Source organism: Phenylobacterium sp. Root1290 (assembly GCF_001425305.1).
Classification (GTDB): Bacteria; Pseudomonadota; Alphaproteobacteria; order Caulobacterales; family Caulobacteraceae; genus Phenylobacterium.
This window is the reverse complement of the sequence record NZ_LMEE01000002.1, coordinates 466,909-481,462: the sequence shown is the minus strand read 5'-3', so window position 1 is coordinate 481,462 and position 14,554 is coordinate 466,909. Positions and strand designations below refer to the sequence as shown.

The following is a 14,554-nucleotide window of genomic DNA, read 5'->3' as shown; positions in this document are numbered from 1 at the left end:
AGCCCAGATTCTCTGGCGGCGCTAAGGCTTGACCTTGGGCGGCAGCGCCGCGATCTGGTCGGGCGTCAGCTTGGTTATGTCCTTGATGATGCAGGGCGAAAGCATCCCGGGACTGGTCCTCACCTTGAGGTCGAGATCCAGCGGACGGCAGATCAGATCGATGCCCGCGGTCGGCGTCATCACCAGGGCGTCGTTGGACGATGCGCCCGCCAGGCAGGACCCGGACATGTCCAGGCGATAGACGTCGCGGTGGCGCACCGAGAGATAGAGGGTCTGGTTGTCGCCCTTGGTATGATTGTCGATCTGGCTCATCCGGAAGCACTGGGCGGATGAGGCGGCCGGCTTGGCGGGCTCCTGGGCCAGGGCCGGCGCAGCGAGCGCGGCGGTCAGGGCGGCGGCGAGGACAAGGCGTAGCATGACGATCCTCCTTGAGGGCGCAATCTAGCCGCCAGATTGCGGCTGGACGGCGGCGCTTTCAATCGGCGGCGTTCGCGCCTATGAGTGAGGCTTGTCCTCGGGGGGCCGCGCTTAGGCGGCTGAGAGGCGGGCGAGCCCGCGACCCGTAGAACCTGATCCGGGTCATGCCGGCGAAGGGAAGGCGTTCCGAGCATGCGCATGCCCGGATTCCCGGTCGCCGGCAGGCCTTTGGCCGCAAAGGAGCTTGCCGGTGAACATCCAGACGCCCGTCAAAGACGCCATTCCCACCGGCGAGCGCCCCGGCTCGCGCAAGGTCTATCAGCCCGGTGTGCTGTGGCCCGACATCCGCGTGCCGTTCCGCGAGGTGGCGGTGCATCCGTCGGCCAACGAGCCGCCGGTGACCATCTACGATCCCTCCGGCCCCTACACCGACCCGAAGGTGAAGATCGACATCGACCAGGGTCTGGCGCGGGTGCGCGAACCTTGGGTCGTCTCGCGCGGCGACATCGAAGTGGTTGAAAATCCTCGCGAAGTGAAGCCGGAAGACAACGGCTTCGCCAAGGGCGAGCATCTGGCGCCGCAGTTCAACGCGCCGCGCCGCGTCTATCGCGCCAAGGCCGGCGGGGCGGTCACCCAGCTCGAATACGCCCGCCGCGGGATCATCACGCCGGAGATGGAATACGTCGCCATCCGCGAGAACCTGCGCCGCGAGCAGGCCGACCCCTTCATCCGCGACGGCGAGGACTTCGGCGCCTCGATCCCCGACTTCGTGACGCCCGAGTTCGTCCGCGACGAAGTGGCCCGCGGCCGCGCGATTATCCCGGCCAACATCAACCACACCGAACTCGAGCCGATGGCGATCGGCCGCAACTTCCTGGTGAAGATCAACGCCAACATCGGCAACTCCGCCGTGCTGTCGACCGTCGCCGACGAGGTCGACAAGATGGTCTGGGCGATCCGCTGGGGCGCCGACACGGTCATGGACCTGTCCACCGGCAGGAACATCCACAACATCCGCGACTGGATCATTCGCAACAGCCCGGTCCCGATCGGCACCGTGCCGATCTACCAGGCGCTGGAAAAGGTCAACGGCGTCGCCGAGGACCTGAACTGGGAGGTTTTCCGCGACACCCTGATCGAGCAGGCCGAGCAGGGCGTCGATTATTTCACGATCCACGCGGGCGTGCGGTTGCCGTTCATTCCGCTGACCGCCAAGCGCGTCACCGGCATCGTCAGCCGCGGCGGGTCGATCATGGCCAAGTGGTGTCTGGCGCACCACAAGGAGAACTTCCTCTACGAGCACTTCGAAGAGATCTGCGAGATCATGCGGGCCTACGACGTCTCGTTCAGCCTGGGAGACGGCCTGCGTCCCGGCTCGATCGCCGACGCCAATGACGCCGCCCAGTTCGCGGAACTGGAGACCTTGGGCGAGCTGACGCCGATCGCCTGGAAGCACGGCGTGCAGGTGATGATCGAAGGGCCGGGCCACGTGGCCATGCACAAGATCAAAGCCAATATGGACAAGCAGCTGAAGGCCTGCGGCGAGGCGCCGTTCTACACCCTCGGCCCGCTAACCACGGACATCGCGCCGGGCTACGATCACATCACCAGCGCCATCGGCGCGGCCATGATCGGCTGGTTCGGCACCGCCATGCTTTGCTACGTCACGCCGAAGGAACATCTGGGCCTGCCGGACCGCGAGGACGTCAAGGAAGGCGTGATCACCTACAAGATCGCCGCCCACGCCGCCGATCTCGCCAAGGGCCATCCGGGCGCTCGCACCTGGGACGATGCGCTCAGCCGCGCCCGCTTCGAGTTCCGCTGGGAGGACCAGTTCAACCTCGGTCTCGACCCGGAAACGGCGCGCCAGTACCACGACGAGACCCTGCCCAAGGAGGCGATGAAGACCGCGCACTTCTGTTCGATGTGCGGCCCGAAGTTCTGCTCGATGAAGATCAGCCAGGACATCCGCGAGGCCGCCGCCAAGCAGAACGACGTCGCCGCCGGCATGGAGAAGATGAGCGAGAAGTTCCGCGCCGAAGGCGGGGAAATCTACGTTCCCGCCACTTCGGCGGAGTAGCTCCGCCGCCGCTCCCCCGGGGGAAGCTGGGACCTGGAACTTGCCTGCGACCGCATTCGACGTGGATGGGGCATATTCAGCTTGGGTCCCGGCTTTCGCCGGGATGCGCGGAGGACGTCATGGAATTGAGGCCCGGTGCGAAGCTTGTCGAACAGGACCTGTCCGACCTCGACTGGACCGACGCCGACCTGACCGATGCGGTGTTCGAGCGCTGCACGCTCAAGGACGTCCAGGTTCAGGGCGCCGTGCTCCAGGGCGCGCGCTTCACCGAGTGCCGCCTGGTTCGAAGCCGCTTCGCCCATGCCGACCTGCGCGAGGTGGTGTTCCATGGCTGCAGCTTCGCCGATGACGACGGGCATGTGGGCGCGACGTTCGCCTTCTGCCGGCTGGAGGAAGCGCGACTGCGCAAGTGCGACCTGTCGTTCGCACGGTTCGAGCGCTCAAGCCTCTGGGGCGTCGAGATGGAGGCCTGCAACCTGCGGGGCTCGGCCTTCGTCCGCGCCGACTTCAGCCGCGCGTTCGGCCGCAACGTCGTGCAATGGGCCGGAGCGCTCAAGGGCTGCAACCTGGAACTGGCTGACCTGACCCAGTTTCGCCTGCCGAAGGGCGACCTGAACCGATCCAATCTGCGCGAGGCGGTTCTGGTCGACGCCGATCTGGAGGGCGCGGACCTGCGCGAATGCGACCTGTTTCAGGCCTTGACCGTCGGCGCAAAGCTGGCCGGCGCCGACCTGCGCGGCGCGGAGGTGAGCGGCCTGAACCTGGCTGAACTGGCCACCCTGCAAGGAATGAAAATCACGCTGGATCAGCAGTATCGCCTGCTGAGCGCGATGGGCGTGGATGTCCACGCCGAGTGATCAGTCCCGTTCGGCGCGGGCTTTGACCGGCTCGGCCTTCCAGACGCGGACAGCGACCGCCGCCGTGATCGAGGCCAGCACGGCGGTGATCGCGCCACACCACTGAAGCGTGTTCATGCCCTCGGCGGCGAAGCGGCCGACGGCGGCGCTGACAAAGAACACAAGACCCGCGGTGCCCCACTCGGCGCCCCAGCTCGAAAACAACAGCTTCAGCATAAGTAGTCCTCAATGGATCGCGACTGCGGCGGCAAAAGCCACAGCGAACGGCGTTCGGGAATGTGGCAAGGGGTCGCTTGGCCGTTAGGCGGCCGCGGCGAGTCCCTGGCGATCGGCCACTGCCTGCAGCACTCCGAACAGCTTGGCGGCCTCGATCGGCTTGGCCATGTGCAGGTCCGCGCCCGCCGCCAGGCTGGCGGCCTGATGCGAGGGCAGGGCGTTGGCGGTGAGCATCACGATGGGCGTCTGGCCCAACCCGCGCATGCGTTCGCGCTCGCGGATCGCCCGCACGGCGGTCAACCCGTCCATGACCGGCATCTGCATGTCCATCAGCACCAGGTCGAAGCGCTGGAAGGCGAAGGCCTCGCAGGCCTGCTCTCCGTTCTCCACGCAGACGAGGTCGACGGGCAGTTCGGCGAACAGCACCTGGACGACCTTGCGATTGGTGGGGTGGTCGTCGGCCAGCAGCACGCGCAACGGGCGGTCCGGAGCGGCGTCGGCCTCGGGCTCGGCCTGCGCGTCCACCGGGGCATGAGTGATCGCCATCGGCAGCCTCACCGTGAAGGTCGCGCCTTCGCCTGGCGCGCCGGTGGCGTCGATCTCACCGCCCATCAGATCGATCAGTTGCTTGGCGATCGTGAGACCCAGACCAGCGCCGCTATATCTGCGCGTCCGGGAGCGGTCGCCCTGCTCGAAGCGGCTGAACAGGCGCGCCTTGTCGGCCGGATCGAAGCCGATGCCAGTGTCCTGCACATCGATCCGCCAGCGGTCGGGACCGTCGGCGCGCACGGCGATGGCGACATAGCCCTCGCTGGTGAATTTCACGGCGTTGGAGACGAGGTTGAGCAGCACCTGCTTCAGCCGGACCGAATCGCCGGCGACCACGGTCTCGGCAGCCGGATCCAGGTCGACGATGACGTCGAGCGCCTTTTCCTGGGCGCGCGTTCCGGCCAGGGCGGCGACGGCCCGGATGGCGTCGCCCAGGTGGAACGGACGCTCCACCACCTCGACCGCGCCGGTCTCGATCTGAGAGAGGTCCAGCACGTCGGAGAGCAGCCGCTCCAGCGACTCTCCCGACCCCTGGATGATGCCGACCATCTCGGCCTGCGAAGGATTGAGCGGCGTCCTGCCGAGCGCCGCGGCGATCGCATTGACGCCGTTCAGCGGGGTGCGGATCTCATGGCTCATATTGGCGAGGAATTCGCTCTGCGACTTGTGGCTGACCACGAACTGGATGGCTGCCGCGCGAATGCGGGCGATCATCACCGCGCCGACCAGGCCGAAGGCCAGCAGCACCAGCGCTACGGGCAGGACGGCGGCGCGGGCCAGTTCGGCTCCAGGCTTGTGCGGGGTCCAGCTGAGGATCAGCGGGGGCTGGCCGGCGCCGGTCGGCAGGACGACCTCCGCGTCGCCGGGCGCGGCGGCCGACCGGCCGACGCTGGAACGCAGATTGTACAGCTGCAGGCGCTCCTGCAGCTTGCCCAGGGAGTTAGGATCAACCTTCAGCGCCATGATGACGATGGGCGCGTATGGGCGGCTCGGAACCGCGGTCGCGAAGTCCGGCTGCACCAGGGTCGCCGAGACCAGATATACGGCGCCGTCCCGGGCGACGAAGTCGCTGGCCTGGATGGCGTGCGAGACGATCTGCCTGGGCGCGCCGATGTCACGCTGCGCAATCGGCCCACGCTCGGCTTCAGCCCGTCGCACTCTGGCGATCAGGGACTCCGCGCCGCGGAACTTCAGGAAGCTGGACGGATCGACGGTCTTGCGATGATGGCGCGCATAGAGCGCACGGTTGTCGCCGTCGAGGACGAAGAGATGCTCGAAGTCGATATTCTGGGCGAAGTAGTCGTTCAGGTTGGCGTCGGCCCAGGCCGCGTTGAACCGGTTGTCGAGGTTGACGATCGCCTCGTCCCAATTGGTCTCGGGCAGGATCGAGCGTTCGATCTCGGCGATGTTGGTCAGGATGCCACGCTCGACGAGTGCGATCTCGCGCAGGCGGACGTCCTCGTCCACCTGCCGCGCCCAGATGAGCAGGCTGGCGACAAACACCGCCATGGCGCCCAGGGCCAGCGCCACCAGGGGCGCCAGTAATCTGAACTCGGACTCCCGCCGCATATCCCGGCCCCTTACTCGGCACTACGGAAGGCGACATTGCGGCTTAGTGGTTAAGGGAGGGTGTGGTCACGCTTGATGCACGAAAAAGGCGACTCCCGTGCGGGAGTCGCCTTCCTCCGTCGCTCTCGACGCTTTTAGGGCGTCGGCTCGCCAAGGCTCTCCTGAGCCGGCGCCGGGGCCGAGGACGCGGCCGGATCGGGCGTCATGGGAACAGCCGGCGCTTCAGCCTCCGGCGTGACGGTCAGCGCCGGGGGCGCGATCGCCGGAGCGCCAGCCGGGGTCTGTGCGATCGCCGAATACGGGACCGGCGCCGACGGCAGCGTCGCGCTGGCGTCGCTCGCCCAGGTCTCGGGGCTGTCGGCCACGGGGGCCGGAGCCGGGCGGGCGCTGGCGGTCCGGACCGGCGCGGCTCTCGGCGCGGCCTGACGCTCGATCACGGGCGGAGCCGGCGGCGCCGCGGCGGTGGTGGTGGTCAGGGCAGCCGCACTGGTCGCCGGCGGAGGCACCTCAGGCATCGCGGCGATCTCAGTGACCGGCGGGGCGGCGGCGGGCGTTGCGGCCTCCTGTTCGGCCATCAGGCCATCGCCAGGCCGCATCATCAGGAAGGCGGCCGTGGCGAGCACGCCGGCGGTGACGACGCCGCCGACGATCAGCTGGACCGGCGGTCCGCTGCGCTTGGTCGGGCGACGGGCATAGATCGGGGCGAAGACCGGCGCCTCATCGGCGCGGTTCGCTTCGGCGCGAGCCGCCGAACGCGGCGTCTCGAAGTTTTGTCGAGCGATAGGATCGTAGGTCGTGGTCATTTCGGATCTCCCGGTCATGGGTCGAAATGAGCAACGGCCGAGCCTGAGATTGCGTTCCGTAGTTTACCGGAGCGGAAGATCTTTCCGAGTGCCTGAAAATCCTGAATTCATAGGGATAATTGGCCGTGAAGAGGGTGAAATTTTCTTCGTTGCACTGCCTGTTCGGAATCAGCGACGGGCGATTGCTTGTCTAAACTGAGGCGCGTTCGGCCGGCTTTCGCCGCGATCCCGCCCTATTCCTTGCGGGTCGGGTTCAACTCGGCGATCGAGCGCACGATCCTGTCGGGCTTGATCGCGCTGTCTGGCGGCAGGCCCTCGCCCAGATGATCGTGCCAGATCGCGTAGATGCCGAGCCGCTGGGGCGCGACGACCTCCCACTCCAGATTGTCGCCGACCATCCAGGTCTCGTGCGGGGCGACGCCCAGCGCCTGCATGGCGTGCAGATAGGCTTGCTCCTCGGGCTTGCCGAAGCCGGCCTCGCCCTCGATCTGCACGTGGTCGAACAGCGGGGCCAGATTGAAGCGTTCGACCTTGGCCCGTTGCGGCGCAGCCGCGCCGTTGGTGACGAGGGCCAGTTTCACGCCGAGGTCGCGGAAGGCCTGGACCGTCTCCAGCGCGCCGGGAAAGAACTTGGCCTGCTCCTCGCGGTAGACATGGAACCGCTCGCCGAAAGTGCGGGCGAACGCCGGCGTAAGGCCCGGAGCGCGGCCGTGGAGTTCGGAAAAGCCTTCCTCCACCGCCAGGATGCGGCCCGCGCCGAGATTCTGGCGCCAGATGGCCGCTCGCGACTCGTCAGACCAGAACCGTCGGAAGCCGGCCTCTATCGCGACCGCGGCGTCTTCCGGCGCCACGGGGGCGAAGTGGTCGGCGAACTCCTCGATCACCTCCTGCAGGATGAGGCGGCGAGAGCCGAACGAGATGATGGTTTCGTCGAGGTCGAAGAGAATCGCTTTGGGCAGGGCGTCCATGCCCAGTTCCAGTGCCAGTGAAACGGGTCGGATTCCAGAGCGGAGGGCGGCAGGTGAGTCCTCGGCGCCACGCTTTGGCTCGCCTGACGCGTGTGTGACCGCGAGGGGCGACGGCTCAGCTTGACCCCTCTGACCGGGCGCCTCCAAGGTGGCGATACGTCGGAGGGAATGAATGCGACTCAAGGCCCGTCTGGAGCGTGATTGGCGGTTCTTTCGCAATCTCAGGCGCACCCTGAAGAGGGTGAAAACCATCGCGCCGACCTCGCCCAACCTGATCTGCGACGATATTCAGGCGGCGGTCGATCAATGGCGCGACCGTCCCGCCCTGACGTTCGAGCACAAGACGATCACCTATGGCGAGATGGACGCCATCGCCAACCGCTTCGCCCATTGGGCCAAGGGGATCGGCGTGCGGCGCGGTCAGACCGTGGCGCTCTTCCTGCCCAACCGGCTTGAGTATTTTCCGATCTGGTACGGCCTGACCAAGATCGGCGCCGTCACCGCCCTGATCAACAACCAGCTGGCCGGCGCGCCGCTGGCGCACTGTCTGAACATCTCCGGCGCGGCGCACGTCATCGTCGACAGCGAGACCTCGCCCGCCTTCGAGCAGGCCAAGGGTCTGCTGGAGCGGACGATGCAGCAATGGGTGCTGGGGCAGGCGCACGGCGACCAGCGCGACCTCAGCCAGGCGCTCAAGAGCTGCAGCCAGTTGCCGCCGGACCGGTCCGTGCGGGACGGCATGACCGCCAAGGACACCGCGCTCTACATCTACACCAGCGGCACGACCGGCCTGCCCAAGGCCGCGCGCATCACCCACGTGCGGGCGCAGCTCTACATGCGCGGCTTCGCCGGTTCGACCGGGGCGAACGAGAAGGACCGGATCTACGTCGCCCTGCCGCTCTATCACGCCACGGGCGGGCTCTGCGCCCTGGGCGCGGCGCTGCTGAACGGCGGTTCGGTGGTGCTGAAGAAGAAGTTCTCCGCCAGTCACTTCTGGGACGACGTCGTCGCCGAGAACTGCACCATGTTCGTCTACATCGGCGAGCTGTGCCGCTACCTCGTCAATCATGAGGAGGTCGAGGGCGAGCGCCTGCACAAGATCCGCCTGGCCTTCGGCAACGGCCTGCGCGCCGACGTCTGGGCGCAGATGAAGAGCCGCTTCCGGATCCCGGAGATTCTCGAGTTCTACGGGGCGACCGAAGGCAACGTCTCGATGTTCAACTTCGACGGCAAGGTCGGGGCGATCGGACGCGTGCCGAAGTGGCTGAAGGATCGCTTCAACTTCCGGCTCGTCCAGTTCGACGTCGAAAAGGAAGAAGAAGTCCGCAGCGTCAACGGGCTGTGCATCGAGGCCGGCGCTGGCCAGATCGGCGAGTGCATCGGCAAGATCGGCCATGACGCGCGCAGCGAGTTCACGGGCTATGTCGACAAGGCCGCCTCGGACAAGAAGATCCTGCGCGACGTGTTCACGAAGGGCGACGCCTGGTTCCGCACCGGCGACCTGATGAAGACCGACGCCGACGGCTACTTCTATTTCGTCGACCGCATCGGCGACACCTTCCGTTGGAAGGGCGAGAACGTCTCGACCGGCGAGGTGGCCGGCCATCTGCAGGCCATTCCCGGCGTCGCCGAGGCCAATGTCTATGGCGTCGAGGTCGAGGGCGCCGACGGCCGCGCGGGCATGGCGGGCCTCGTCGTCGATCCCGACTTCGACATCAAGGTCTTTGAGGAGGTGGTGAACCGCGAACTGCCGTCCTACGCCCAGCCGGTCTTCGTGCGGATCCTGCCGGCGATCGAGACGACCGGCACGTTCAAGTACCGCAAGATCGACCTGGTGGCGGAAGGCTTCGACCCGGCCCTGTTCAAGGGCGTTGTCTATTACAAGGACCCGACCAAGGGTTATGTGAAGATGACCAAGCCCGGCCACGCGAAGATCCTGGCCGGCGGCGTGAAGCTCTAGCGCCGCGCGCCCTACGCCTGGGCGCGGACTCGCCTATATTGGCGACATGCCGACCGAAGTGACCGCAGACGCGCCCCTGCAGGGTGCAGCCCTGATCAAGGACGAGGTGCGCCGTCTGCCCGACGCGCCCGGCGTCTACCGCATGATGGGCGAGGGCGGCGAGGTCCTCTACGTCGGCAAGGCGCGCTCGCTGAAGAAGCGGGTGCTGCAATACGCCCAGGGCCGCTTCCACACCCAGCGCATCGCCCTGATGGTCGACCTGACGCGCTCGATGGAGTTCGTCACGGTCCGCACCGAGACCGACGCGCTGCTGCTGGAAATCAACCTGATCAAGCAGCTCAAGCCGCGCTTCAACGTGCTGCTGCGCGACGACAAGAGCTTCCCCGAGATCGTGATCCGGCGCGACCACGCCGCCGCCCAGCTGCGCAAGCATCGCGGCGCGCACACGATCAAGGGCGACTATTTCGGACCGTTCGCCTCGGCCCACTCGGTGACCAAGACGCTGAACACCCTGCAGAAGGCGTTCCTGCTGCGCTCGTGCTCGGACAGCGTCTACGAGAGCCGCACCCGGCCCTGCATGCTGCACCAGATCAAGCGCTGCGCGGCCCCCTGCACCGGGCTGATCAGCCTCGAGGACTATGCGGGCCTGGTCGAACAGGCCGAGGACTTCCTGCGCGGGCGTAGCCGCGCGGTCGTCGGCAAGCTGTCGGCCGAGATGCAGGCCGCCTCGGACGATATGGAGTTCGAACGCGCCGCCCGGATCCGCGACCGCATCCGCGCCCTGGCCTCGGTGGCGCAGGAGCAGCAGATCAATCCTGAGACCCTTGAGGAGGCCGACGTCTTCGCGCTGTACGCCGAGGGCGGCCAGGCCTGCGTCCAGGTGTTCTTCTTCCGGGCGGGCCAGAACTGGGGCAACCGCGCCTATTTCCCGCGTGTGGACAGGACCGACGAGGACGTCGACGTCATGTCGGCGTTCCTGGGCCAGTTCTACGACGACAAGCCGATCCCGCGGCTGATCCTGACCAACATCGAACCCTCGGAGTGTCAGTTGCTCTCCGAAGCCTTCGCGTTGAAGGCGGGGCGCAAGGTCGAGATCAACCAGCCCAAGCGCGGCGAGAAGGCCCAGCTGGTCGATCACGCCCTGACCAACGCCCGCGAGGCCCTGGGCCGCAAGATGGCCGAGAGCTCGGCCCAGTCGAAGCTGCTGGCCGGAGTTTGCGAGGCCTTTGGTCTGGAGGCCAGTCCCGAGCGCATCGAGGTCTACGATAACGCCCACATCTCAGGGACCAACGCGGTCGGCGGCATGATCGTCGCCGGCCCGGAGGGCTTCCAGAAGGGCCAGTATCGCAAGTTCAACATCAAGGGGACCGACCTCACCCCCGGCGACGACTACGGCATGATGAAGGAAGTCATGCGCCGCCGGTTCTCGCGCATGGTCAAGGACGAGGAAGCCGGCGAGAATCCGCCGCGTCCCGACCTGGTGCTGGTGGACGGCGGGGCGGGCCAGCTGGCCGCCGTGATGGAGATCATGGCCGACCTGGGCGTGGACGACATCGACGTGGTCGGAGTCGCCAAGGGGCCGGACCGCGACGCCGGCCTGGAGCGCTTCTTCATCGAGGGCAAGACGCCCTTCATGCTCGAGCCCAAGTCGCCGGTGCTCTACTACCTTCAGCGCCTGCGCGATGAAGCGCACCGTTTCGCCAACGGCAGCCACCAGACCCGGCGCGCCATGGACATCAAGAAGAACCCGCTCGACGAGATCGACGGCGTCGGGCCGGGCCGCAAGCGCGCCCTGCTGCATGCGTTCGGGTCGGCGCGGGGCGTCAGCCGCGCCTCGGTCGACGACCTCGCCAAGGTCGACGGGGTGAGCGAGGCGCTGGCGCAGCGGATCTTCGATTTCTTCCGCAAGGGTTGAGCATGCGGCTAGTCTGCTCGTCCTGATCAACGAGGAGACGCTCATGTTCCGCATCGCCGCCGTAGCCGTGCTCGCCGCCCTGATCCCGGCCGTGAGCCAGGCCAGCTCGCCGCAGGCCTGGGAAGAGTTCCGCGCGGACGTGGGCGCCAAGTGCCTGGCCGCGGCCAAGGCGACGGGAATGAAGGCGCCGGAAGTGCTGGTCCACCCTGTCGGTACGGAGACCCACGGGCTTGCCGTGCTACGGGAGGGCGCGGACAAGCGAATCTGCGTCTATGCCAAGCAAACCAAGACGGTCGAGCTGACGCCGGCCACCTAAAGGACAGTCCAGCGCGCCATGAAAGCTCTGCCGAACATCCTGACCTCGCTGCGGCTGGTCCTGACACTCTTCGTCTTCCTGGCCCTGGCGACGGCGGCCGGCGCCGTGCCCTATGTCAGCGAGCGCCTGACGCCTGAGGCGCAGTTCTCACTGCAGCGTTGGGCCTTCTGGTCGTTCGTCATCGCCGCCGTCACCGACTTCTTCGACGGTTGGCTGGCGCGCAAGCTCGACGCGGTCACGGTCTGGGGCGCGATCCTCGACCCGATCGGCGACAAGGTGCTGGTCTGCGGCGCGATCCTGGGCCTGCTGGCCATGGGCGGTCAGCCGGCGGTGGTGCTGCCGGCGGGCCTGATGCTGTTCCGCGAGTTCACGGTCAGCGCGCTGCGCGAAGTCGGCGCCGGCAAGGGCGTGAAACTGCCGGTCACGATGTTGGCGAAGTGGAAGACGACGCTGCAATTGACCGCCCTGGCGGCCGAGCTGCTGGTGGCGTCGTGGGGCGCATTCGGCCTGCCTGCCGATCCGGCCATCGAGCAGCCGGTGGTGCTCTTCGCCCACGGCCTGATGTGGCTGGCGACGATCGTCACCCTGATCACCGGCGCGCAGTACTGGGAACAGACCCGCAAGGCGCTGATGACGAAGTAGGGGGCCCGCGTCGCCGCGAGCCCCACGTGGTCGCTCAGGCCGGGGCCTTCTCGCCGGCCCGAGCCTTCACGCGCTCGAACCAGGCGACGATGTTCTTGTTTTCGGGGTTGAGCGGCTGGCCCACCGTGGCCCCGAACTGCAGGAAGCAGAACAGCATGATGTCGGCCAGGGTGAAGCGCTCGCCGGCCACCCAGGTCTTGCCGGTCATCAGGCCGTCGAGCCAGGTCAGCTTTTCCTGGGCCAGTTCCTTTAGATCCCCGGCGGCATGCGGGATCGTCCGCATGCGGCTCTGGAACAGCGGCAGGCCCTCGGCATAGCGGAAGCCGCTGGTCAGCGGCTCGCAGATGTTGAGATCGATACGGCGCACCCACATGCGGGTGGCGGCGCGCTCCTCGGGCGTCGCGCCGATCAGCGACGGGCCCGGCAGCTTCTCGTCCAAGTACTCGCAGATGGCGGTGATCTCGGCCAGGTGCGAGCCGTCGTCCAGTTCGAGGCACGGCAGCTGCCCGGCCGGGTTCTTGGCCACGTAGGGCGCCTGGCGGTTTTCGCCGCCCATCAGGTCGACCTTCTCGGTCGGCAGCTCCGCGCCCTTCTCGGCGAGGAACATCGTCACGACCGCCGGATTGGGGCCCATCGAAGAATAGAGTTTCATGCCGTCCTCCCTGGACTTCTGCTTGGGCGGCATCTCGCGCGCTTTACCTTGGGTCGATCAAGTCCGTTTGTCGCGATTGGGCGACTAGGACATCGGATTGGCGGGCGGCGGCGGCTCGGGCAGGGGGATGAACTCCTGGTCGTCGGCGTCGGGCAGCTTCATGCGTCCGGCGCGCCAATCGGCCTTGGCCTGTTCCAGGCGGTCCTTGGACGAGGAGACGAAGTTCCACTCGATCAGCCGAGGACCGATCGGCTCGCCGCCGAGCAGCATGACGATCGCGTCGCTGATCGCGGTGAACAGGACGGGCTGGCCGGGCAGGAACACCAGCATCTGGCCCTCGTGGTACTGGCGCCCGTCCACCTCGACCATGCCCTGGGCCACATAGGCCGCGCGTTCGGGATACTCGGCCGGGAGCTGCGCCTGGGCGCCGGCGTTCAGATGCCAATGGACGTAGAACATCGGCGAATGGGTCTGGACCGGCGAGGAGGCGCCGAAGGCCTGGCCGGCGATCAGCCGCGCCCACATGCCCTTTTCCTCATGGGTCGGCAGGACGTCGGGCGAGTAGTGGCTGAATGAGGGCGCCATCTCCTCGTCCTCGACCGGCAGGGCGATCCAAGTCTGGATGCCGTTCATTCGGCCGCCCTTCTCGCGCAGCGTTTCGAAGCGCTCGGAGTGGGTGATGCCGCTGCCGGCGGTCATCCAGTTGACCTCGCCTGGACGGATCGGCTGGGTGACCCCCACGGAATCGCGGTGGGTCATCTCGCCTTCGAACAGATACGAGAGCGTCGAGAGGCCGATGTGCGGATGGGGCCGCACATCCACTTCGCGACCGAAGCCGGCCTGGAAGTCCGCCGGCCCCATGTGGTCGAAGAAGATGAAGGGCCCGATCATCCGCCGCTTGGCGTACGGCAGCACGCGTCCGACCTCGAACCCGCCGAGGTCCTTGCGCCGTTGGTCGATGACGAGGTCGATCATTTTCCCGCTCCCTGCGTTTCCTCCTGCAGGGGAGGTGCAGGAAGGAGGCTAGCCTTGCGCGCTCACATAGGGGCTGACAAGGCCGAGGGGCGCGGCGGTGGTGTGCTTCACGGACCGAATGACGATCCGGCTTTCGATGTTCGACACCAGGCCCAGCGACAGGATCTTGTCGCGCAGGAAATCGTCGAAGGCATGCATGTCGCGCGTCACGATGCGCAGTTCATAGTCGGCGGCGCCGGTTACGGTGGCGCACTGCACGACTTCGGCCAGCTTGGTGATCGCACTTTCGAAGGCGTCGAGGTTGTCCTTGGTCGGCAGGCTGAGCTTGACGGTGCAGTAGACCTCGAAGCCAAGGCCCAGGAGGTCGCGGTCCAGGATCGTCACGCGGCGCTGAATGACGCCGGTGTCTTCCAGGCGCTTGATCCGCCGCCAGCAGGGGCTGGAGGACAATCCGACCCGTTCAGCGATCTCTGCGACCGACAATCCGGCGTCATGCTGGATCAGATCCAGAATCTTGGCATCGACCGCGTCGAGGGCCTCGGACAATATTTCCTCCATCAAACGGCATATGTCGGCGTCATTCTTGCCCCGAAATGGCTTTGGAGGGGCACGCCTTTGGCAAGCAATTCCATCGA

The 14,554-nt window shown here is 66.9% G+C and carries 14 protein-coding genes and 1 riboswitch; of the genes, 6 read left to right on the top strand and 8 right to left on the bottom strand.

Annotation, left to right across the window (positions count from 1 at the left end; all coding sequences use genetic code 11):
• Positions 1–21 precede the first annotated feature (21 nt).
• Complete coding sequence (locus ASC79_RS11730; protein ID WP_056016191.1) at positions 22–417, bottom strand: DUF6491 family protein; 396 nt, start codon at positions 415–417, stop codon at positions 22–24.
• Between the two features lie 88 nt (positions 418–505).
• Positions 506–613, top strand: a riboswitch (TPP riboswitch).
• 54 nt (positions 614–667) lie between these two features.
• Here ASC79_RS11730 and thiC point away from each other — a divergent pair.
• Entirely contained in the window at positions 668–2,497 is a 1,830-nt protein-coding gene (gene thiC, locus ASC79_RS11725) for a phosphomethylpyrimidine synthase ThiC (RefSeq protein ID WP_056016188.1), read from the top strand.
• Between the two features lie 119 nt (positions 2,498–2,616).
• Positions 2,617–3,354, top strand: a complete 738-nt coding sequence (locus ASC79_RS11720; RefSeq protein ID WP_056016183.1) for a pentapeptide repeat-containing protein — start codon at positions 2,617–2,619, stop codon at positions 3,352–3,354.
• Here the strand turns inward: ASC79_RS11720 and ASC79_RS11715 are convergent, their stop codons facing one another.
• From ASC79_RS11715 to ASC79_RS11700, 4 genes are all read right to left on the bottom strand, one after another.
• Entirely contained in the window at positions 3,355–3,570 is a 216-nt protein-coding gene (locus ASC79_RS11715) for a hypothetical protein (protein ID WP_056016180.1), read from the bottom strand. It lies immediately after the preceding gene.
• An 84-nt stretch (positions 3,571–3,654) separates the two neighbouring features.
• Entirely contained in the window at positions 3,655–5,688 is a 2,034-nt protein-coding gene (locus ASC79_RS11710; protein WP_082532084.1) for an ATP-binding protein, read from the bottom strand.
• A gap of 134 nt (positions 5,689–5,822) precedes the next feature.
• Complete coding sequence (locus ASC79_RS11705) at positions 5,823–6,491, bottom strand: hypothetical protein (RefSeq protein ID WP_056016173.1); 669 nt, start codon at positions 6,489–6,491, stop codon at positions 5,823–5,825.
• 233 nt (positions 6,492–6,724) lie between these two features.
• Complete coding sequence (locus ASC79_RS11700) at positions 6,725–7,459, bottom strand: HAD family hydrolase (RefSeq protein WP_156378252.1); 735 nt, start codon at positions 7,457–7,459, stop codon at positions 6,725–6,727.
• A gap of 172 nt (positions 7,460–7,631) precedes the next feature.
• Between ASC79_RS11700 and ASC79_RS11695 the strand changes: the two genes are divergently transcribed.
• Genes ASC79_RS11695 through pgsA form a run of 4 tightly spaced genes read left to right on the top strand, consistent with a single transcriptional unit; the run spans position 7,632 to position 12,292 of the window.
• Complete coding sequence (locus ASC79_RS11695; protein WP_056016169.1) at positions 7,632–9,419, top strand: long-chain-acyl-CoA synthetase; 1,788 nt, start codon at positions 7,632–7,634, stop codon at positions 9,417–9,419.
• 46 nt (positions 9,420–9,465) lie between these two features.
• The gene (gene uvrC / locus ASC79_RS11690) at positions 9,466–11,334 is read left to right on the top strand and encodes an excinuclease ABC subunit UvrC (protein ID WP_156378251.1); all 1,869 of its coding nucleotides are present in this window, start codon (positions 9,466–9,468) and stop codon (positions 11,332–11,334) included.
• A 43-nt stretch (positions 11,335–11,377) separates the two neighbouring features.
• A complete protein-coding gene (locus tag ASC79_RS11685; RefSeq protein ID WP_056016163.1) occupies positions 11,378–11,650 on the top strand; it encodes a hypothetical protein in 273 nt (90 codons plus the stop codon).
• An 18-nt stretch (positions 11,651–11,668) separates the two neighbouring features.
• The gene (pgsA, locus tag ASC79_RS11680) at positions 11,669–12,292 is read left to right on the top strand and encodes a CDP-diacylglycerol--glycerol-3-phosphate 3-phosphatidyltransferase (RefSeq protein WP_056016160.1); all 624 of its coding nucleotides are present in this window, start codon (positions 11,669–11,671) and stop codon (positions 12,290–12,292) included.
• Between the two features lie 34 nt (positions 12,293–12,326).
• On the opposite strand, the gene ASC79_RS11675 is transcribed toward pgsA, so the two are convergent.
• From ASC79_RS11675 to ASC79_RS11665, 3 genes are all read right to left on the bottom strand, one after another.
• Complete coding sequence (locus tag ASC79_RS11675) at positions 12,327–12,944, bottom strand: glutathione S-transferase family protein (protein WP_056016157.1); 618 nt, start codon at positions 12,942–12,944, stop codon at positions 12,327–12,329.
• 84 nt (positions 12,945–13,028) lie between these two features.
• The gene (locus tag ASC79_RS11670; protein ID WP_056016154.1) at positions 13,029–13,919 is read right to left on the bottom strand and encodes a pirin family protein; all 891 of its coding nucleotides are present in this window, start codon (positions 13,917–13,919) and stop codon (positions 13,029–13,031) included.
• Positions 13,920–13,967: 48 nt separating this feature from the next.
• Positions 13,968–14,465: an Lrp/AsnC family transcriptional regulator gene (locus ASC79_RS11665; RefSeq protein WP_056016151.1), complete on the bottom strand. Its 498-nt coding sequence runs from the start codon at positions 14,463–14,465 to the stop codon at positions 13,968–13,970.
• Positions 14,466–14,554: the final 89 nt, after the last annotated feature.